We start from the raw sequence: 18875 nt of genomic DNA, 5'->3' as shown, positions 1-18875 counted from the left end.
GCGCTGTGTTTTGATGCCCGACGTGCCTGCCGTGATGCCCTCCCCCCGGACCCGCGCCCTCGCGCTCTGCGCCCTGCTGCTGGTCGCGCTCTACGCGGTGGCCGCGCTGGTGCCCCTGCCGTACACGATCATGCAGCCCGGGATCACCGCCGACACCCTCGGCGAGTACCGGGGCGAGCAGGTGATCGTGATCAGCGGTGCACCGCTGCGCCGCACCAGCGGACAGCTGCGGATGACCACCATCGCGGCCACCCCGCCCGGCGACGAGATCAGCCTGGCCACCGCACTGGCGGCCTGGCCGGACCCGGACCGGGCCGTGGTGCCCCGGCAGGCCGTCTACCCGGCCGGCCGCTCCGTCGCCCAGGTGGAGCGGGAGAACACCGCCGAGATGCGGCAGTCCCAGGACGCCGCCACCGCCGCCGCGCTGCGCCGGCTGCACCTGGACCCGGACCGGGTGAAGGTCACCCTCAACCTCGCCGACGTCGGCGGCCCCAGTGCCGGGCTGCTCTTCACCCTCGGCATCATCGACAAGCTGGACGGCAACGGCAGGGGCGGCGACCTCACCGGCGGCCGGGTGGTCGCGGGCACCGGCACCATCGATGCCTCCGGCCGGGTCGGCGCGGTCGGCGGGGTGGCCCTGAAGACCCTGGCCGCCGCCCGCGACGGGGCCACCGTCTTCCTGGTGCCGACCGCCGAGTGCGGCGAGGCCCGGGTCAACACGCCCAAGGGGCTGCGGCTGATCCCGGTGCGGACCCTGGACGGCGCCATCGCCGCCCTGAACGCGCTGAACAGCGGCTCCGCCGTGCCCACCTGCTGAGAGTCAGCCGGGTCCGGTCTCCCCCGACGCCTGCTCGACCAGCGGGAGCACCCGGTAGGGCACCGGGTTCTCCAGGGCGATGGCGGTGGAGGCCCGGACGATGCCGTCGAAGCCCACCACCCGGTCGATCACCCGCTGGAGGTCGGCGTTGGAGCGGGCCACGATCCGGCAGAGCATGTCGCCCTGCCCGGTGATGGTGTGCAGCTCCAGCACCTCCGGCACCGAGGCCAGATGGGCCCGTACGCTGGCGCCCTGGCCCTGTGAGATCTCCAGGGTGGCGAAGGCGGTCACCGGGTAGCCCAGCGCGGCCGGCTCCAGCTCCGGCCCGAAGCCCCGGACCACGCCCCGGGCCCGCAGCCGGTCCAGCCGCGCCTGCACCGTGCCCCGGGCCACCCCGAGGCGGCGCGAGCACTCCAGCACCCCGATCCTCGGCTCGTCGGCGAGCAGCCGGATGAGGCGGCCGTCGAGCCGGTCCAGCGGGGTGGCGTCCATGGGCCTCCGATCGGTGCGCAACCTGTACAGGAATGGTGCCGCGAACCGGGTGCGCCTGTACAGGGTGACCACCCATCCGGCGAACGGTTGCGCAACGGTGTGAGCGGCGCCACGGTAACCCCACACCGCTGTACAGCCCCGGGTACCGGACGCGTACGCCCCACAGGGAGGCCGCCATGACCGACACCACCCAACTCCCCAGCCCCGCGCACGCCGGACAGGCCGACCCCTTCCCGGTGCGCGGGATGGACGCCGTGGTCTTCGCCGTCGGCAACGCCAAGCAGGCCGCGCACTACTACTCCACCGCCTTCGGCATGCGCTGCACCGCCTACGCCGGCCCCGAGACGGGCAGCCGGGAGGCCGCCTCCTATGTGCTGGAGTCCGGTGGCGCCCGGTTCGTCTTCACCTCGGTCGTCAAGGCGGCCACCGAGCGCGGCCGCTTCCTCGCCGAGCATGTCGCCGAGCACGGCGACGGCGTGGTCGACCTGGCCGTCGAGGTCCCCGACGTACGGGCCGCCTACGCCTACGCCGTCGAGCACGGCGCCACCGGTCTGGACGAGCCGTACGAGGTCAAGGACGAGCACGGCACCGTGATGCTGGCCGCCATCGCCACCTATGGGCAGACCCGGCACACCCTGGTCGACCGCTCCGGCTACGACGGCCCGTACCTGCCCGGCTACGCCGCCCGCGAGCCCATCACCGCGCCCCCGGCCCGCCGGTTCTTCCAGGCCATCGACCACTGCGTGGGCAATGTCGAGCTGGGGCGGATGGACGAGTGGGTCTCCTTCTACAACCGGGTGATGGGCTTCACCAATATGAAGGAGTTCGTCGGCGACGACATCGCCACCGAGTACTCCGCGCTGATGTCCAAGGTGGTCGCGGACGGCACCCGCAAGGTGAAGTTCCCGCTCAATGAGCCGGCCGTGGCCAAGAAGAAGTCGCAGATCGACGAGTACCTGGAGTTCTACGGCGGCCCCGGCGTCCAGCACATCGCGCTGGCCACCAATGACATCGTCGCCTCGGTGCGGGCCATGCGCGCCGCCGGTGTGGAGTTCCTGGACACCCCCGACAGCTACTACGACACCCTGGGGGAGTGGGTCGGCGAGACCCGGGTGCCGCTGGAGGAGCTGCGCGAGCTGAAGATCCTCGCCGACCGCGACGAGGACGGCTATCTGCTCCAGATCTTCACCAAGCCGGTCCAGGACCGGCCGACCGTCTTCTTCGAGATGATCGAGCGGCATGGCTCCATGGGCTTCGGCAAGGGCAACTTCAAGGCCCTCTTCGAGGCCATCGAGCGCGAGCAGGAGCGGCGCGGCAACCTCTGACCGGTACACGGCTTGCCCCGACCTGCGACCCTGCGGAAGAGTTGCAGGTCGGGGAGAGTACCGAGCCGCACAGGAGGCGACACGCCGTGAGCGACCTGGTCGACCTGCTGCTGGAGGGCCTGCCGCCGCAGGCCGTCGCCACCGATCCCGACGTCACCGCCGCCTACCGCCAGGACATGGCCGGGTTCTGCGCCTCGGGCGTGCCCGCCGTCGTGGTCCACCCCACCACCGTCGAGCAGGTGCAGCATGTGATGCGCACCGCCACCCGGCTGCGGGTCCCCGTCGTCCCGCAGGGCGCCCGCACCGGCCTGTCCGGCGCCGCCAACGCCGTCGACGGCTGCATCGTGCTCTCGCTCACCCGGATGGACCGCATCCTCGACCTCGACCCGGTCAACCGCACCGCCACCGTCGAGCCCGGCGTGGTCAACGCCGCCCTCTCCCGCGCCGCCGGCGAGTACGGCCTCAGCTACCCGCCGGACCCCTCCAGCTGGGAGACCTGCACCATCGGCGGCAACATCGGCACCGGCTCCGGCGGCCTCTGCTGCGTCAAGTACGGCGTCACCGCCGAGTATGTGCTGGGCCTGGAGGTGGTCCTCGCCGACGGCCGCCTGCTGCACACCGGCCGCCGCACCGCCAAGGGCGTCGCCGGATACGACCTCACCCGGCTCTTCGTCGGCGCCGAGGGCACCCTGGGCGTCGTCGTCCGGGCCGTACTGGCGCTGCGCCCCGCCCCCGCGCCGCAGCTGGCCCTGGCCGCCGAGTTCCCCTCCGCCGGGGCCGCCTGCGACGCGGTCTGCGCGGTGATGGCCTCCGGGCACACCCCGTCGCTGATGGAGCTGATGGACCGCACCACCGTGCGGGCCGTCAACGCCATGGCCCGGATGGGACTGCCGGAGACCACCGAGGCCCTGCTGCTGGTCGCCTTCGACACCCCCGACCCGGCCGCCGACCTGGCCGCCGTCGCCGAGCTGTGCCGCACCGCCGGGGCCACCGAGGTGGTGCCCGCCGAGGACGCCGCCGAGTCCGAGCTGCTGCTCCAGGCCCGCAGGCTCGCGCTGCCCGCCCTGGAACGGCTCGGCACCAACATGATCGACGACGTGGCGGTGCCCCGCTCGCAGCTCGCCGCGCTGCTGGACGGCGTCGCCGCCATCGCCGAGCGGCAGGGGCTGACCATCGGCGTCTGCGCCCACGCCGGGGACGGCAACAGCCACCCGGTGGTGGTCTTCGACGCCGCCGATCCGGCCGCCGCCGCCCGCGCCCGGGAGTCCTTCGACGCCATCATGGCCCTCGGCCTGGAACTCGGCGGCACCATCACCGGCGAGCACGGCGTTGGCCTGCTGAAGAAGGAGTGGCTGGCCCGCGAGCTGGGACCGGTCGGGGTGGAGCTCCAGCGCGGCATCCGGTCGGTCTTCGACCCGCTGGGCATCCTCAACCCCGGCAAGGTGGTCTGAACGCCCCGCTATTCGGCCGCGTCCGCCTCGCCCGCCGCGCCGACGCTGAGCATGCCGTCCAGCTCGGAGATGGCCGCCACCAGCCGGGGCATATCCCCCGTCCCCTCCAGCGTGAGCAGCACATCGGCGCTGACCGCCGCTGCCTCCTCCTCGCCCTCCGTGACATCCCTCCTGCGGGCCCGGCGGGTGGTGAGGCCGTCCTTCCAGGGCGCCCGGTCCACCCGTACGTCCAGCACCTGGAAGCCGCCGCCGGTACAGAGCTCCAGCACCCGCGCCAGCAGCCCCTCGCCGACGGAGTAGCTGAGCTGGATCTCGACCCGCTCGGCCGACAGCACGGCGGGCAGCCGCCGGGTGGCCAGCGGATAGCCGCGGACCACCAGGAAGTGCACCGCCGTGGCGACACCGGCCAGCACCGGCAGCCCGCCGCCGCACGCCATGCCGATCGCACAGGTCAGCCAGACGGTCGCGGCGGTGGTGAGGCCCCGGACGGCATCCCGGCGCACAAAGATCAGCCCGCCGCCGATGAAGCCGATACCGGAGACGATCTGCGCGGCCACCCGGGAGGGGTCGAAGGAGATGCCGTGCAGCAGCAGGACATTGGTGAAGCCGTGCTGGGAGACCTCCATGAAGAGCGCGCTGCCCACCCCGACCAGCGTGTGGGTGCGCAGCCCGGCGCTCTTCTGCTTCGCCTCGCGCTCCAGGCCGATCAGTGTGGAGAACACCAGCGCCAGGCCCAGCTCGGTCAGCTGGCGCAAGCTCTGGCCGTCCCCCAGTTGCCACAGTGGTGAGGCGATCGACTGCACGGGGCGCCTCCTGTTCGCTGCCGTCCTACGGATGCGATGACTACCCCGGGGGTGCGGCGGCTACCCGGTCCGGCGAGGCGGCCCGCAGTGCGGCCGGGCCGCGCGCCACCGCCGTCCGCCGCCCCGCTCCTCGCGTACGCCGCCGCACCCCCGCGCCCGGCCGGGCGGGCGTCAGCGGTTGACGGTCTGCACCGTCGGCGGGTGGCCGTTCCAGGTGACGAAGACCGAGTTGGCGGCGCCGTCCCGGGAGAAGTCCACCCGGATCCACTGCTCACCGGCCCACATCTCCATCTCCCACCCGGGGTCGGGCGTCGCGGAGACCAGCTCGGCGAAGTCGGGATGCATCTCCACCGCCACCCGGCCGCCGGTCACCGAGATGGAGCGCACCTCGCCGTCCGCCCCCGCGCCACCGGCCGGCTTGGCCGGCTTGGTCTGTCCGGTCTGTCCGGTCTGCCCGGTCGGTGAGGCCGCCCCGCCCGTCGGCCGCTGCTGGGGCACCGACTGCCGACGCCCCACCGAGGGGCTCACGGTCGCCCTCGGCGTCGCGCTCGGCACGGTCGCCGTCTCCCGTGGCTCGGCCGCCCGCGCCGTCGCCGGACCCAGCTCGCCGAGCGGCAGCCGGGTGGACGAGGCGTCGGGACCCGACGGACCGTCGGTCAAAGGGACCGTCAGCGTACGGGGCGGATCGAACGCACTGTCCGAAAGCACCGCGTGCACGCCGAACCAGGACAGTGACACCGCTGCTCCGGTGGCCACCGCCCAGGCGCCCAAATGCACGATTCCTCTCCGCATCGAGGGCCATCCTGCCGTATCGCAAGCCTCGTCATGTCATGCACGTGAATCACCCGAATGGCGTACGGTGCGGGCCATGGCAACTGTGCTAGTGGTCGAGGACGACCCGTTCGTCCGCTCCGCCCTGATCCGGCACCTCTCCGACGCCGGTCACGCCGTCCGCAGTGTGGGAACCGCACTGGAGGCCCTGAGGGAGGTCGCCCAGGTCGGCTGCGACCTGGTCATCCTGGACCTCGGACTGCCCGACCTGGACGGCAGCGAGGCACTGAAGATGATCAGGGGACTCACCAATGTCCCCGTCATCATCTCCACCGCGCGCGACGAGGAGGCGGAGATCGTCCGGCTGCTCAACGACGGCGCCGACGACTACCTCATCAAACCCTTCTCCGGCGAACACCTCTCCGCCCGGATGGCGGCCGTGCTGCGCCGCGCCGGCGCGGGAGCCTCACCCGCCGCCCAACTGCTGCGCGTCGGCGGCCTGTACATCGACCTCCAGCGGCGTGAGGCCGCATTGGACGGCGCGCGGCTCGACCTGACCCGGCGTGAGTTCGACCTGCTGGCCTTCCTCGCCGCCCGGCCCGGCGTGGTCGTACCGCGCAAGGAACTGCTCGCCGAGGTCTGGCGGCAGACCTACGGCGGCGACCAGACCATCGACGTCCACCTCTCCTGGCTGCGCCGCAAACTCGGCGAGACCGCCTCCAACCCCCGCTATCTGCACACCGTGCGCGGCGTCGGCGTCAAGCTGGAGGCCCCGCCGGACGCGGGGTCACCCACCCCGGCGGACGCCGGGCGGGAGCGCCACCGGTGAGATGGGCGCTGGTGAAGGCGGCCATCGCCGGCACCACCATGGTGGCCCTCGCCTTTCTGATCCCGCTGGGCCTGATGGTCCGGGAGACCGCCCGCGACCGGGCCTTCGCCGCCGCCGAACGGCAGGCGGCAGCCCTCGGCCCGGCCCTGGCCATCACCACCGACCGGGAGGCCCTCCAACGGGCGGTGGCCTCCACCCAGGCCGGCGCCGAGCACCGGGTCGCCGTCCATGTACCGCCGGCCAGCGGCACCGTCGCCCCGCAGGCGCTCACCACCGTCGGCACCGCCCGCGCCGCCGCCGACGACCTGGCAACCGCCACCCGCCGGGGCCGCTCCTTCACCGTGCACGTCCCCGGCGGCTTCGCGCTGCTCCAGCCGATCGCGGTGGACATCAACCGCAAGGCCGTGGTCGAGGTGTACGTCCCCGAGGCCGACCTCACCCGGGGCGTCGGCACCGCCTGGCTGGTACTCAGCCTGGTGGCACTCGCGCTGGTCGCCATCTCGGTCGCGGTCGCCGACCGGATGGGCGCCCGGATCGTCTCCTCCGCGCGGCGGCTGGCCGCCGCCGCCCGCTCGCTGGGCTCCGGCAACCTCGCCGTACGCGTCCCGGTGGACGGCCGCAGGGCGGAAGGGGCCCCGCAGGAGCTGCTGGAGGCAGCCGTCGCCTTCAACGCCATGGCCGACCGGGTCGTCCACCTGCTGGCCGCCGAACGGGAGATGGCCGCCGACCTCTCCCACCGGCTCCGCACCCCGCTCACCGTGCTGCGGCTCAACGCCGCCTCGCTGGGGGAGGGCGACGCGGCCGAGGCGACCCGGCACGGGGTCGCCCAGCTGGAACGCGAGGTGGACCAGATCATCCGCGCCGCCCGCCGGACCGTCGGCGACCAGCCGGCGGTCGCCGTGGGCTGCGACGCCGCCGAGGTGATCCGGGAGCGGGTCGGCTTCTGGTCGGCGCTCGCCGAGGACGAGGGCCGCGCCTGGCAACTGGCCGGCGCCGACGCCCCGGTACTGGTCCCGGTGCAGCGGGGCGACTTCGCCGCCGCGGTGGACGCGCTGCTGGGCAATGTCTTCCGGCACACCAAGGAGGGCGTCGCCTTCTCGGTGGATGTGCACACCGGCGACGACGCGGTGATCCTCATGGTCTCGGACGCCGGCCCGGGCATCGCCGACCCCGAGGCGGCGCTGCGGCGCGGCGAGGGGCAGGGCGGCGAGGGGTCCACCGGGCTCGGGCTCGACATCGTGCGGAAGATGGCCGAGGCCACCGGCGGCGACATGGCGGTGGGCCGCTCGGTGCTGCTCGGCGGCACCGAGATCCGGCTCCGCCTCCAGACCCGCGTCGAGCCCCGCACCGACGGCCTCAGCCGCCGCCTCGCCCGCCGCTCGCGCCGCCGGGGCGGCGTCCGGGCCGTCTCCCGCCGCTGACCGTCGGCCGCTGCGCCGAGCGGATTCGTTAAGCGGGCCTTACGGCAGGGCTATGCCCAGCTGAGGCGCCGCCCCAGCCACCTGCCGCTTCGCTAACGTGCGACGTGGTCAAGCAGACCGCCGACGTCGCCACGCCCACCCGCGACCAGGCACACCCCCGACCGGCGGGGGCGAGCGGCACCACCCCCACCCGACACGGGCCCCTCGCCTCCGCCTCGCCCCGCCTTGCCCGCCGCCCGTGCCCTGCCCCCCGCCCTACTCTTCGCCCTGCCCCGCCCCGCACCCGCAGGGGCCGGGAACCGGGCGGGCGGTCTTGGAAGTCCCACCTGGGAGGAGCGTGGCTGCACAGCCCCATCAGGTAGGGTCGCGGGCGTTCGGCGTGGGACGGAGTACGGCAGTGGCAGTGGTGGAGCAGGAGCGGTCGGCAGCCGGCGGCGGCACGACGCTCGTCCAGGCACTGCGCGAGGCCCCCCGCCGCCCCACCCTCATCGCCGCCGCCGCAGCCGTGGTCTCGCTGCTCGCCTACGCCGTCGTCCGGCACTTCGTCGGCACCTCGATGATCGACATGCTGGTGTACCGGGCAGAGGGCCGCGCCGTCCTGGACGGGACGGACCTGTACTCCATCCGGGTCACCGAGTGGGATCTGCCGGCCACCTACCCTCCGTTCGCCGCGATGCTCTTCGTCCCGACCGCCTGGATCGGTACCGGCCTGCTGCGGGTCCTCATCACCGGCGCCAACGTCGCCCTGCTCGGCGTACTGGCCTGGCTCTCCTGCCGACTGGTCGGCTGGCCGCGCCGCGAACTCCGCCCGATGGCGGTGCTGCTCACCGTCGGCTTCGGCGTCTGGCTGGAACCCGTCTTCACCACCCTGCGGTACGGACAGGTCAACCTCGGCCTGGCCTGTCTGATCCTCTGGGACCTCACCCGCTCCGACGCACACCGCGCCAAGGGCATCGGCATCGGCATCGCCGCAGGCATCAAGCTCACGCCCGGCCTGTTCGCCGTCTACCTGCTGCTCACCGGCCGGGTGCGTGCCGCCTTCGTCGCCTTCGGCGCCTTCCTCGGCACCGTCGCCATCGGCTGGATCGCGCTGCCCGACGCCACGCACGGCTTCTGGACCACCTACCTCTTCGACTCCAGCCGGGTCGGCAAGACCGAGATCGTCGACAACCAGTCGGTGCGCGGCGCGGTGGCCCGGCTGCTGCACACCACCGACCCCGGCAACGCCGGTCTGCTGGCCGGCGCCGGAGTGGCGGCGCTCGGTCTGGCGGTCGCGGTGTGGGCGGGCCGCAGCGTCGCCCACCTGCCCCGGGCCGAGGCATGGGGCAGCCTGTGCGCGGCGATCACCGCGCTGCTGATCTCACCCATCAGCTGGACCCATCACTGGGTGTGGTGCGTCCCGCTGATCATGTTGCTCAGTGCCGAGGCCGCGCAGGAGCGGGCCCGGCCGCTGCCCGTCCGCAGGCGGCGGTGGCGCCCCATCACGGCTGCGGTCGTCCTCGGCTTCTGCTGCTACGGGATGTGGCTGGTGCCCCACGAGGGCCCGCGCGACCTGTACCTGCCCGGTTGGCAGCAGGTACCGGCGGCGGTCTACCCGCTGCTGGGCGTCGCCGTACTCGCCGTCGCCGCGACGCGGGTCCGGCGGAGGCGGGCCGCCGTAGGCCCCACCTCCACCACGCTGCCCGCGCAACGCCCCGGGAACCGGGAGCAGGCCCCCGCGACCCGCTGACCGGCCGACCTGGTCACGCCAGCAGTTCGGCCAGGCCGGCGTCCAGGTCCAGCGACTCTCCCTCGCAGCCGGGCGGCACCAGTCGGTGCGTGCGTTCCAGCCACTCGGTGACCCCTGCCGCCGGGGCCTCCAGCAGCGCGTCCCCGGCCGGGGAGCTGAGGCCCATACAGAGCACGCCGCGACCACCCGGGCGGGCAGGCCAGATCCGCACATCCCCCTGCCCGCAAGGTCGGAAGATGCCCTCCGCCAGCAGTTCGCGAGCGAAGACCCAGGTGACCGGGGTGTCCGAGCCCAGATGGAAGGTGATGTGCACGGCGTAGGGGTCGTGCGCGTCGTACGAGAGGCGGGCGGGCACCGCGACGCTTCGTTCGGGTGAGAGCACGAGGTTCAGTTCGAGCTCGTGCTCGACCACGGTCTCCATGGGTGTGACTTCCTCTCTGCACTGGTCTCTCCCAGTGGCAGGACGCGTCTGCCCCGCCGCTGAGCCTGTGATACGTGAGAGCGCCCGGACGGGGGACTCTTACACGACTTCGCCGGACGGTGCGCCGCAAGACATCGCAAGACATCGTGTCAGCAAAGGAGCGCGCGGGGCGGCCGAGCGCCGGTTCCTTTGGCAACGCCCCCACCGAGAGGCGCGCGGGTACTACGCTTTGTCACTGCTCGGGTGCGCGCCGTGCCGATACGCGCCCGGGGGACCCCGTGCGTCCCGCTGCCGCGCGTCTGCGAACCCGCGGCGGGAGGCGGGCGTACCAGCACGGCCACCACCCGACAGCGAGAGCGGACCACGGGACAGGGGACAGATGACGGACCGGCCCTCTTCCGGCACCACAGCCGGCGCACCCACGCCCGGCTACTACCCCGACCCCTCCATCCCCGGATTCGTCCGCTACTGGGACGGCCGGGGGTGGGCGCCCGGCACCAGCAGGCCCGAACCGGGCCCCGGCGAGGTGCTGGCCCCGCCCCGGGTGGTGGCGCGGCGCTCGGCGCCGTCGATGCGGTCGGTGCCGCCACCGGTGGCGCCGGGCGCGGCGGAGGCCCCGGAGGAACCAGCACCCGCCCGGGGCTGGGCCGGACCGGCCAGGCTGGACGAGTCGGGGCCGGTCTTCTTCGACGAGACCACGGGCGGTACGTCGTTCACCACCGAGCCCTGGACCGGCGCCGCCGCAGCGGGCCCCCCGCCCCGGGAGGCCGAGCAGCCGCCGCCGGCCGCACTGCCCGCCCCGGCCGCCCGGCCGGCGCTGCCCGCCGGGCCGCTGCCGCCGTACGCCCCGGCGTCCCCGCTCCCGCCCCACCCCGCCCCGCCGAGCCCCTGGGCCACCCCCTCCCACCCGGCCGCCCGGACCGCGCCGGAACGTTCGGCCGCCCCCACCGGCCCGACCGCCCGCTCCTCCACCGCCGCCGCCCTCCCACCCGCCCCTGCCGCACCCGCCGACCCGGGATTCGCTGCACCGGGGTACGCGGGGTCGCCCGGCCCTGCCGCATCCGACGAGTCGGGGTACGCGGGGTCGCCCGGCCCCGGGCCTGGCAGTTCGGGGTTCGCCGCATCGCCCGGGTCTGCCGAGCCGGGCTACGAGGGGTCACCTGCCGCTGCCGCGTCGGACCAGCGCCAGTCGGCCGCATCGTCTGCGCCTGGCGCGCCCGGCTACTCGGAGCCGGCTGACCCTGGGTCCGGCAGCTCGGCGTTCGGCGCGTCGCCGGGCTACTCGGAGCCGCCCGACCCTGGGTCCGGCAGTTCGCCGTTCGGCGCCTCGCCCGCGTACACGGGGTCAGCTGCCGCGCCCACCGGCTCGGCATGGTCGCCCGCCGCCCCCGACACCGAGCCGCCCGCCGCCACTCCCTCCACCCCCTCGGCTCCCCCCGCGTCGCCGGACGACCGCGAGCGCTCGTCCGGCTGGCAGGTGGACGCCCACAGTCAGCGAGGGCTGATGGAGTCCCAGGCCGCCCCCCGGTGGGTCTCCTGGGGCGTCGCCGACGGCGAGCCGGAGGCCCGGCAGACGGCCACCCCCGCCCGCCGACCCGCCCCGGGAACGGCCCACCGCACCCCCGCCGTCACCCCCACCGCAGAGCCCCCCGCACCTCAGACCGCCCGAACCGCCCAGCCACCCCGGCCGGACCGCACCGCGGCCGAGCCCACCCGCCGGCCGCAGCCCACCGCCGCGAGGGCGGCCGCCCGCCGGAAGGCCCGCCCCGCCGGGTACGGCAGACGCCTCGCCGCCCGCGTGGTCGACAGCCTGGTGGTGGCCGCCCTGGCCGCCGCCGTCGGCATCCCGCTCGCCGCGTCCGCCATGGACCACATCCAGGAGAAGATCGACGCCGCCCGGGACTCCGGCAGATCCGTACGCGTATGGCTGATCGACCCCACCGTGCTGGGCAAGCTCGGCCTCTTCCTGCTGGTGCTGCTGCTCATCGGCTTCCTGTACGAGGTACTGCCCACCGCCCGCTGGGGCCGCACCCCCGGCAAGCGTCTCGCCCGTGTCCGAGTGCTGGACACGAAGTCCCAGCGGCCTCCGGGCCTCGGCGGCGCGGTCCGCCGCTGGCTGGCCCAGCAGCTGCTGGCGGGGATGCTGCTCGGCGGGCTCCTCGACACGCTCTGGTGCCTCTTCGACCGCCCGCTCCGCCAGTGCTGGCACGACAAGGCAGGGGGCACCTTCGTCGCGGCGGACGACTGACACCAGGGCCCGAATGGTCGCCAAAAGGGCGTAGTCGTCCGCATAGGGGTGATCCTGCGGTGTTCTACTCGGTTTATGAGCACCCATGAGCCGCCCGGACCGGGCCCCGAGCAGGAGGGCAGCGCGCCGCCGCCCTCCTTCGACAAGCAGCCGCCGCCGGGCGACCCGTATGGCACCCCGCCGTTCGAGGCGGCGCCCCCGCCGCCGTATGACGCCGGCACCCCGTACGGTGCGCCGGGCGGTGGACCGGGCGGCGGGCCCGTGCCGGGGATGCCTCCGCTGGGCGGGCGGGTCAGGCGGCTGCTGGCCCGCATCATCGACGCGGTACTGGTCTCGGCCGTGTGCAGCCTGATCGTCGGCTGGTTCGTGGACTGGAACAGCCGAAGCGGTGAGGCGACGCTCTCGCTGGTCTTCGGCCTCGTCTACTGGGTGTACGAGAGCCTGATGCTCTCCCGCGACGGCCAGACCGTCGGGAAGAAGATCACCAAGGTGCGGGTCGCCCGGCTGGTGGACGGCAATGTGCCCACCCCCGGCGAGGCATGGGGGCGTGCCGCCGTCTACACGCTGCCCTCGGTGCTCTGCTGCGGCGCCTGGGTGGTGGTGGACGGCGGCTGGTGCCTCTTCGACCAGCCGTATCGGCAGTGCGTGCACGACAAGGCGGTGCGGACCGTGGTGGTCTCCACCCAGTACTAGGCACTCAGGCGGTCAGGCACTCAGGCGGTCAGGCGGTCAGCCGCTCAGCGCCGCCCGGACGACGACGGCTGCGCATACCCGGCCTCGCTTGACGCCCGGGCCGGGTGCGCGGCGCCGCCCGTCCTCGCGGTCCGATGGGCGTGCCCGGTGATGGAGAGGGTGGTACCGAGGGTCCCCAGGGCCAGGGCGAAGACCACCAGCACGGTGATGGAGAGCGGGCTGTCGGCGCCGGAGACGGCGAGCAGCACCACCGTGGCGGACACGACTGCGAGGGTTCCCCAGCAGACCTGGGCGGGGGTGGGGCGGGGCATGGTGGTTCCGTCCTTCGCATCGGGGGGACGTCCGGGGCGGGTCGGTTCTGCTGCTCCCCAGCCCTGGGCACCCGTGCTCGCGAACGGCCGTCAGGGCTGTTGCAGTTTTTTTACTGTGCATCTACCCGGTGCATGTGCAGGCGAGTCCACCCTAACCGCCGAGGGAGGTGCACGGGGGGCGCACGGGCTCACAGCCGGGCGGGCCGAGTATGGCGAAGATCACGTCCCGGACGCCATATGACGCTGCGTCAGGAGGTTTGCGGCCGGGCAGTCTAAAGCGGTCGTCATGTTCGGGTCAAGATCTTTCTTTTGCCGTACTCGTCCGATCAAATGTCCTCCACTTGGCTTTTACTGGCCCACCGGCCGGGCCACCGCCCGCCCCCGTGGACCAGGCGGAAAGGGGAGGACGTCACCACGTTGAAGACCACCAAGAGAGCCGTCGCGGGCAGCGCCGCCGCCGCGCTCATCGCCGCGCTCGCTGCCGCGACGCTGCCCGGAACAGCCACCGCCGCCGGCCAGGGGGCCGCCCCGGTCAGCCACGATCCGGCCGATGTGCAGATCCAGCAGGTCGACCACGATCTGCCGAGCCCACTCGGCGTCAAGCAGGAGGCGGAGCGCAAGAGCGCCCTGGAGCAGCTGCTCAAGGGCACCGCCAAGATCGAGACCCACGGCCGCAGCAAGAGCATCAAGCTGGGCCGGGACAAGTACGTCGAGCTGGCACGCGAGCGCAACGACAAGATCTTCACCATCCTGGTGGAGTTCGGCGACCAGGTCGACAACACCACCATGTACGACCCCGACGGCCCCGGCCCCAAGCCGCCCGTCGTCAAGTACGGCGGCACCCCCGGCCCGACCCACAACCAGATAGCCGGGCCGGACCGCAAGAACGACAACTCCACCGCCTGGAAGTCCGACTACAACCAGAAGCACTACCAGGACCTGTACTTCAGCAAGACCGGCGACTCCCTGAAGACCTACTACGAGAAGCAGTCCTCCGGCCGCTACTCGGTCGACGGCGTGGTATCCGACTGGGTCAAGGTGCCGTGGAACGAGGCCCGCTACGGCAGCGACTTCTGCGGCTCCCATGTCTGCACCAACGCCCATGACCTGATCCGCGACGCCGTCAACATCTGGACCGCCGACCAGAAGGCCAAGGGCCGCACCGCCGCCCAGATCAAGGCCGACCTCGCCTCCTACGACCAGTGGGACCGCTACGACTACAACGGCGACGGCAACTTCGACGAGCCCGACGGCTACATCGACCACTTCCAGATCGTGCACGCCGGCGAGGACCAGTCGGCCGGCGGCGGCGTCCAGGGTGACGACGCGCTGTGGGCCCACCGCTGGTACGCGTACTCCTCCGGAATGGGCACCAGCGGCCCGGACTTCAACAAGCTCGGCGGCACCCAGATCGGTGACACCGGCATGTGGGTCGGCGACTACACCATGCAGCCGGAGAACGGCGGCCTCGGCGTCTTCGCCCATGAGTACGGCCACGACCTGGGCCTGCCCGACCTGTACGACACCCAGGGCCCGCAGGACAACTCCGTCGGCTTCTGGTCCCTGATGTCCTCCGGCTCCTGGCTCGGCGACGGCAAGGACAGCATCGGCGACAAGCCCAACGACCTGGACGTGTGGAGCAAGCTCCAGCTGGGCTGGCTCAACTACGACACCGCCAAGGCGGGCAAGACCTCGGCGCACCTGCTCGGCCCGGCCGAGTACAACAGCAAGCGCGCCCAGGGCCTGCTGGTCGAACTGCCCAAGAAGAAGGTGACCACGGCGGTCAACACGCCCGCCGCCGGCTCCTATGAGTGGTGGAGCGGCGCCGCCGACGACCTCAATGTCTCGCTCACCCGCGACGTCGACCTCACCGGCCGGACCTCGGCGACCCTCACCGCCAAGGGCTGGTACGAGATCGAGCAGGACTACGACTTCGGCTACGCCGAGGCGTCCACCGACGGCGGCGCCACCTGGACCGTCCTGGACGGCACCTACAACGGCAAGCCCATCCCGCACAACGAGGGCGGCAAGGCCGGCCTCACCGGCCAGGTGGCCCAGTGGGGCGACCTCGCCTTCCCGCTGGACGCCTACGCCGGCCAGGCCATCAAGATCCGCTTCCACTACGTCACCGACGGCGGCCTGCACTACCGCGGCCTCGCCCTCGACGACATCGCGGTGACCGCCGACGGCACCCGGCTCTTCATCGACGGCGCCGAGAACGGCGACAACGGCTGGACCGCCAACGGCTTCCAGCGCATCACCGGGTCGGTCACCAACGACTACGCCCAGTACTACCTGGCCGAGAACCGGCAGTACGTGTCCTACGACACCACGCTGAAGACCGGCCCGTACAACTTCGGCTTCGCCTCCCGGCCGGACTGGGTCGAGCACTTCCCCTACCAGAACGGCCTGCTGGTCTGGTACTGGGACACCTCCCAGGCCGACAACAACGTCAGCGCCCACCCCGGTCAGGGCCTCGTCCTCCCGGTCGACGCCCACGCCAAGCCGCTGAAGTGGGCCGACGGCAGCCTGATGCGGACGCGCTTCCAGGGCTACGACTCCACCTTCGGGCTGGAGAAGACCGACAAGCTGACCCTGCACAAGGCCGACGTCGCCACCACCGTCCCGTCCCAGCCGGGCGTCCCGGTCTTCAACGACCACAAGGGCACCTACTGGTACGCCGACAACCCGTACAACAGCGTCAAGGTCCCGGACACCAGGACCAGCATCGAGGTGCTCGCCGGCACCCCGGACAAGCTGGAGACCCTGGTCCTCGTGACACCGGCCAGGTAACCACCGCCGGTCTCACCCCAGACCCCGCCCGCTCCGGCCCGCCCGGGGCGGGCGGATCGCTGCCCCGGTACCCTCGCCGCCGTGACCCCCTCCGACCCGGCAGCGCCCCCGACCCCTGACCGGCCCCGCAGGCCCCACCGGCCCCGCACCGAGGCCGAGGCCGTCGCCGAACAGCAGCGGCTCCGCCCACTCGTCGACCGCATCGGCCCCGGCCCCGCCGTCGAGGACGGCGGCACCGTCGCCGGCGTGGACGTCGCCTACGACGAGCAGCGCGACCTGGTGGCCGCCGCCGCCGTGGTCCTCGACGTCGCCACCCTCCAGGTGGTCGACCAGGCCACCGCCGTCGGCCGCATCGCCTTCCCGTACATCCCCGGCCTGCTCGCCTTCCGCGAACTCCCCGCCGTCCTGGACGCCCTGGACCGCCTCACCACCCGCCCCGGCCTCATCGTCTGCGACGGCTACGGCATCGCCCACCCCCGCCGCCTCGGCCTGGCCAGCCACCTCGGCCTGACCACCGGCATCCCCGCCTTCGGCGTCGCCAAGACCCCCTTCACCTTCACCCACCAGCCCCCCGGCCCCACCCGGGGCGACCGCAGCCCGCTGCTCGACGCGGGCGAGGACGTCGGCCGAGCCCTCCGCACCCGCACCGGCGTCAAACCCGTCTTCGTCTCCACCGGCCACGCCGTCTCCCTCGACCACGCCTGCGCCCACACCCTCCACCTCACCCCGCGCTACCGCCTCCCCGAGACCACCCGCCACGCCGACTCCCTCTGCCGCCGCGCCCTGGCCGCCGCCCAGCGCCACTGACCGGCCGGGGCATGACCGGCCGGGGCATGACCGATACGGGTGAGGTTCGGTTCAAACCGGGCCGACGCTGTGTTAGACATGAGTGCTCCGCATGTCGCCAGAAGGCCGAGGGGGAGGCAGGCCGTGGCCGGTTCGGGCTACCAGGTCCAGATGGAGAACCTCCAGGAGTTCGCGAGGAAGGTCCGGGGACTGCTCTCGGAGTTCGAGGCAGGCGCCGACGGCAGCAGGACGCACGCCGGCACCGGCGTGGCGTCGGGCAGCTTCGGGCCCTTCGCCGAGGCGCGGCAGCTGGACGAGAAGTACGGCGTGATGCGCGACTCGCTGCGCGACGTCCTCGACGTCCTCCACCAGGCGTTGGACGAGGCCCAGCAGAACGCCGACGCCACGGCCCGCAACTACGGCGACCAGGAGCACGGCACGGCCGCCGCCCTCCACCCCGGCGCCGCGAACACCCCGGCGCAGCCGAGCCCGCCAGGCCCGCCGAGCCGTTCCGAGGTGGAGAAGAGCGAGAAGTGGTGACGGGGACCGGGCAGACCGGGGAGGGCCACCATGGATGAGGCGACGACCGACTTCGGCCAGTACAGCCACGGCGAACTGAAACGCATGGTCGACTCCCTCAACTCCGGCGACATCATGAAGGCCGCCGACCCCTGGCGCCGGACCTACGACACCCTCAAGGGCATCCGCACCGCCCTCCAGTCCTACTCGGGCCAGGCCACCACCGACTGGGAGGGCCAGGCCAGTGACGCCTTCTACACCCGCATGACCAAGCTGGCCAACAGCGTCAACAACACCGCCGAATACGCCAACGACACCGCAGTGACCCTGGAGATCGTCGCCGACTCCATCGACGAGGCCAAAGCAGCCATGCCCGACGAACCGTCAGCCTGGGACCGCACCACCGACTGGGTCGACGACAAGGTCTCGGGGCTGTTCGGCGCGGACGACGCGGACACCCGTCAGAGCGAGGCCGACTCCCGCAAACAGCGGGCCGTCGCCATCATGCAGACCCTGGCCAGGCGCTACCAGGCGTCGGCAGCCATCCTGAATCCGCCGGCGGCAGGCTCGTGGGGTGAGAAGGACGAGGAGTGGCCACCGCCTGCACCGGACCCCACGGGCGCCGGAGCCATCAGTGGCGCCATTGTCGGAGCGGGCCTCGGCGGAATCAGTGCGGCGGCTGGCGGCAGCAGCGGTTCCGGCAACGCGCGCCGGAGCCGTAGCACTGCCACGGCCGGTAGCCCCGGCGCAGCCACGGATTCCTCCCGGATCGTGACGGATGCGGCGATCCACGGCGGTACTGCGGTAGCGGCCACCTCCGTGCCCGCGTCGCCGGGGGCGGGAGCAGGGACCGGCCTCGACGGCTCCGTCGGCGGCATCGCCGGTGGCACCCGAGTGCCGACGACCGGGGGAGTGCTGCCGGGCGGGGGCAGCCCGGCTTCCCATGGCATCGGCGGGGGCATCCCTGCCACGGGCGGTGGACCGGTCGGCGGCGCATACCCGGCAGCAGGGTCGGCACCCGGTGTCGGCCGTGGACGCGCGGGCAGCGGCGATGTCGGCCGTTCCGGCGAGGGTGCAGGCCGTTCACGATCTGCCATGGGAGGCAGCGTCATCGGCGAAGGTTCGATGCGTCAGGGCGGGGAGCACGCGGCGGGCGGCGTCGGTACCGGGGGCGGTCTCGGAGCGGGAGCCCGAGAGTCGGCACGGCGCGGTAGCGGCTCAGCCCGGCGGTCCGGCGGAATCATCGGTGAGAGCACGCGCAGTGGCAGCAGCGGCGTCTTCACCGAAGGCGGAACCGGAATCGGCAGCAGGTCCCGGCTGGGGCAGCCCTTCGGCGGGGCGAGCAGCCGGGGCCGCAAGAAGGACGAGGAGCGCCGGGGCGAACGACCGGACTACCTGGTCGAGGACGAGGAGACCTGGGTGGACGGCGAGCGCCCCAATCCCGGCGTGGTGGAATGACGATCCGG

17 protein-coding genes are annotated in these 18875 nt (G+C 73.1%); 12 read left to right on the top strand and 5 right to left on the bottom strand.

Annotated features, from left to right (window positions below; genetic code table 11):
• The first annotated feature begins 13 nt into the window (after nt 1-13).
• A complete protein-coding gene (locus C7M71_RS10235) occupies nt 14-817 on the top strand; it encodes a S16 family serine protease (RefSeq protein WP_407675884.1) in 804 nt (267 codons plus the stop codon).
• A 3-nt stretch (nt 818-820) separates the two neighbouring features.
• Here the strand turns inward: C7M71_RS10235 and C7M71_RS10230 are convergent, their stop codons facing one another.
• Nucleotides 821-1309: an Lrp/AsnC family transcriptional regulator gene (locus C7M71_RS10230; RefSeq protein ID WP_111491908.1), complete on the bottom strand. Its 489-nt coding sequence runs from the start codon at nt 1307-1309 to the stop codon at nt 821-823.
• A gap of 176 nt (nt 1310-1485) precedes the next feature.
• Between C7M71_RS10230 and hppD the strand changes: the two genes are divergently transcribed.
• Nucleotides 1486-2634, top strand: coding sequence for a 4-hydroxyphenylpyruvate dioxygenase (hppD, locus tag C7M71_RS10225; protein ID WP_111491909.1), 1149 nt, complete (start codon nt 1486-1488; stop codon nt 2632-2634).
• 86 nt (nt 2635-2720) lie between these two features.
• Nucleotides 2721-4085 carry an FAD-binding oxidoreductase gene (locus C7M71_RS10220; RefSeq protein WP_111491910.1) on the top strand — a complete coding sequence of 455 codons (1365 nt, stop codon included), beginning with the start codon at nt 2721-2723 and terminating at the stop codon, nt 4083-4085.
• Between the two features lie 8 nt (nt 4086-4093).
• On the opposite strand, the gene C7M71_RS10215 is transcribed toward C7M71_RS10220, so the two are convergent.
• Together C7M71_RS10215 and C7M71_RS10210 are read right to left on the bottom strand one after the other, a co-directional pair.
• Complete coding sequence (locus C7M71_RS10215) at nt 4094-4888, bottom strand: MgtC/SapB family protein (protein ID WP_111491911.1); 795 nt, start codon at nt 4886-4888, stop codon at nt 4094-4096.
• 171 nt (nt 4889-5059) lie between these two features.
• Nucleotides 5060-5548: a hypothetical protein gene (locus C7M71_RS10210; RefSeq protein WP_162824206.1), complete on the bottom strand. Its 489-nt coding sequence runs from the start codon at nt 5546-5548 to the stop codon at nt 5060-5062.
• A gap of 208 nt (nt 5549-5756) precedes the next feature.
• On the opposite strand from C7M71_RS10210, the gene C7M71_RS10205 reads away from it, so the two are divergent.
• The 3 genes from C7M71_RS10205 (at nt 5757) to C7M71_RS10195 (ending at nt 9638) form a co-directional block, all read left to right on the top strand.
• Entirely contained in the window at nt 5757-6488 is a 732-nt protein-coding gene (locus tag C7M71_RS10205; RefSeq protein ID WP_111491913.1) for a response regulator transcription factor, read from the top strand.
• Nucleotides 6485-7909, top strand: coding sequence for a sensor histidine kinase (locus C7M71_RS10200; protein ID WP_111491914.1), 1425 nt, complete (start codon nt 6485-6487; stop codon nt 7907-7909). Before C7M71_RS10205 ends, C7M71_RS10200 begins: the two co-directional genes overlap by 4 nt.
• A 397-nt stretch (nt 7910-8306) precedes the next feature.
• Nucleotides 8307-9638 carry a glycosyltransferase 87 family protein gene (locus C7M71_RS10195; RefSeq protein ID WP_111495364.1) on the top strand — a complete coding sequence of 444 codons (1332 nt, stop codon included), beginning with the start codon at nt 8307-8309 and terminating at the stop codon, nt 9636-9638.
• 13 nt (nt 9639-9651) lie between these two features.
• Here C7M71_RS10195 and C7M71_RS10190 read toward each other — a convergent pair whose 3' ends face one another.
• The gene (locus C7M71_RS10190; protein WP_111495362.1) at nt 9652-10059 is read right to left on the bottom strand and encodes an SsgA family sporulation/cell division regulator; all 408 of its coding nucleotides are present in this window, start codon (nt 10057-10059) and stop codon (nt 9652-9654) included.
• A gap of 379 nt (nt 10060-10438) precedes the next feature.
• Here C7M71_RS10190 and C7M71_RS10185 point away from each other — a divergent pair, with 379 nt between their 5' ends.
• Both C7M71_RS10185 and C7M71_RS10180 read left to right on the top strand, forming a co-directional pair.
• Entirely contained in the window at nt 10439-12307 is a 1869-nt protein-coding gene (locus tag C7M71_RS10185) for an RDD family protein (protein WP_162824205.1), read from the top strand.
• 75 nt (nt 12308-12382) lie between these two features.
• Nucleotides 12383-13000, top strand: a complete 618-nt coding sequence (locus C7M71_RS10180; protein ID WP_111493549.1) for an RDD family protein — start codon at nt 12383-12385, stop codon at nt 12998-13000.
• Nucleotides 13001-13044: 44 nt separating this feature from the next.
• On the opposite strand, the gene C7M71_RS10175 is transcribed toward C7M71_RS10180, so the two are convergent.
• Nucleotides 13045-13311 carry a hypothetical protein gene (locus C7M71_RS10175; protein WP_111493551.1) on the bottom strand — a complete coding sequence of 89 codons (267 nt, stop codon included), beginning with the start codon at nt 13309-13311 and terminating at the stop codon, nt 13045-13047.
• Between the two features lie 417 nt (nt 13312-13728).
• On the opposite strand from C7M71_RS10175, the gene C7M71_RS10170 reads away from it, so the two are divergent.
• The 4 genes from C7M71_RS10170 to C7M71_RS10155 all read left to right on the top strand — a co-directional run bounded on the left by C7M71_RS10170 (nt 13729) and on the right by C7M71_RS10155 (nt 18867).
• The gene (locus C7M71_RS10170; RefSeq protein ID WP_229758646.1) at nt 13729-16104 is read left to right on the top strand and encodes an immune inhibitor A domain-containing protein; all 2376 of its coding nucleotides are present in this window, start codon (nt 13729-13731) and stop codon (nt 16102-16104) included.
• 81 nt (nt 16105-16185) lie between these two features.
• Nucleotides 16186-16911 (top strand): endonuclease V, encoded by a 726-nt coding sequence (locus C7M71_RS10165; protein ID WP_111493555.1) that lies wholly within the window; start codon nt 16186-16188, stop codon nt 16909-16911.
• A 123-nt stretch (nt 16912-17034) separates the two neighbouring features.
• Nucleotides 17035-17430, top strand: a complete 396-nt coding sequence (locus C7M71_RS10160; protein ID WP_111493557.1) for a hypothetical protein — start codon at nt 17035-17037, stop codon at nt 17428-17430.
• Nucleotides 17431-17460: 30 nt separating this feature from the next.
• Nucleotides 17461-18867 (top strand): PPE domain-containing protein, encoded by a 1407-nt coding sequence (locus C7M71_RS10155; protein ID WP_111493559.1) that lies wholly within the window; start codon nt 17461-17463, stop codon nt 18865-18867.
• Nucleotides 18868-18875 lie beyond the last annotated feature (8 nt).

This window comes from Peterkaempfera bronchialis, assembly GCF_003258605.2.
Taxonomy (GTDB): Bacteria; Actinomycetota; Actinomycetes; order Streptomycetales; family Streptomycetaceae; genus Peterkaempfera; species Peterkaempfera bronchialis.
Note: the sequence above shows the minus strand (reverse complement) of the source record. Positions and strands in the feature narration are given on the sequence as shown.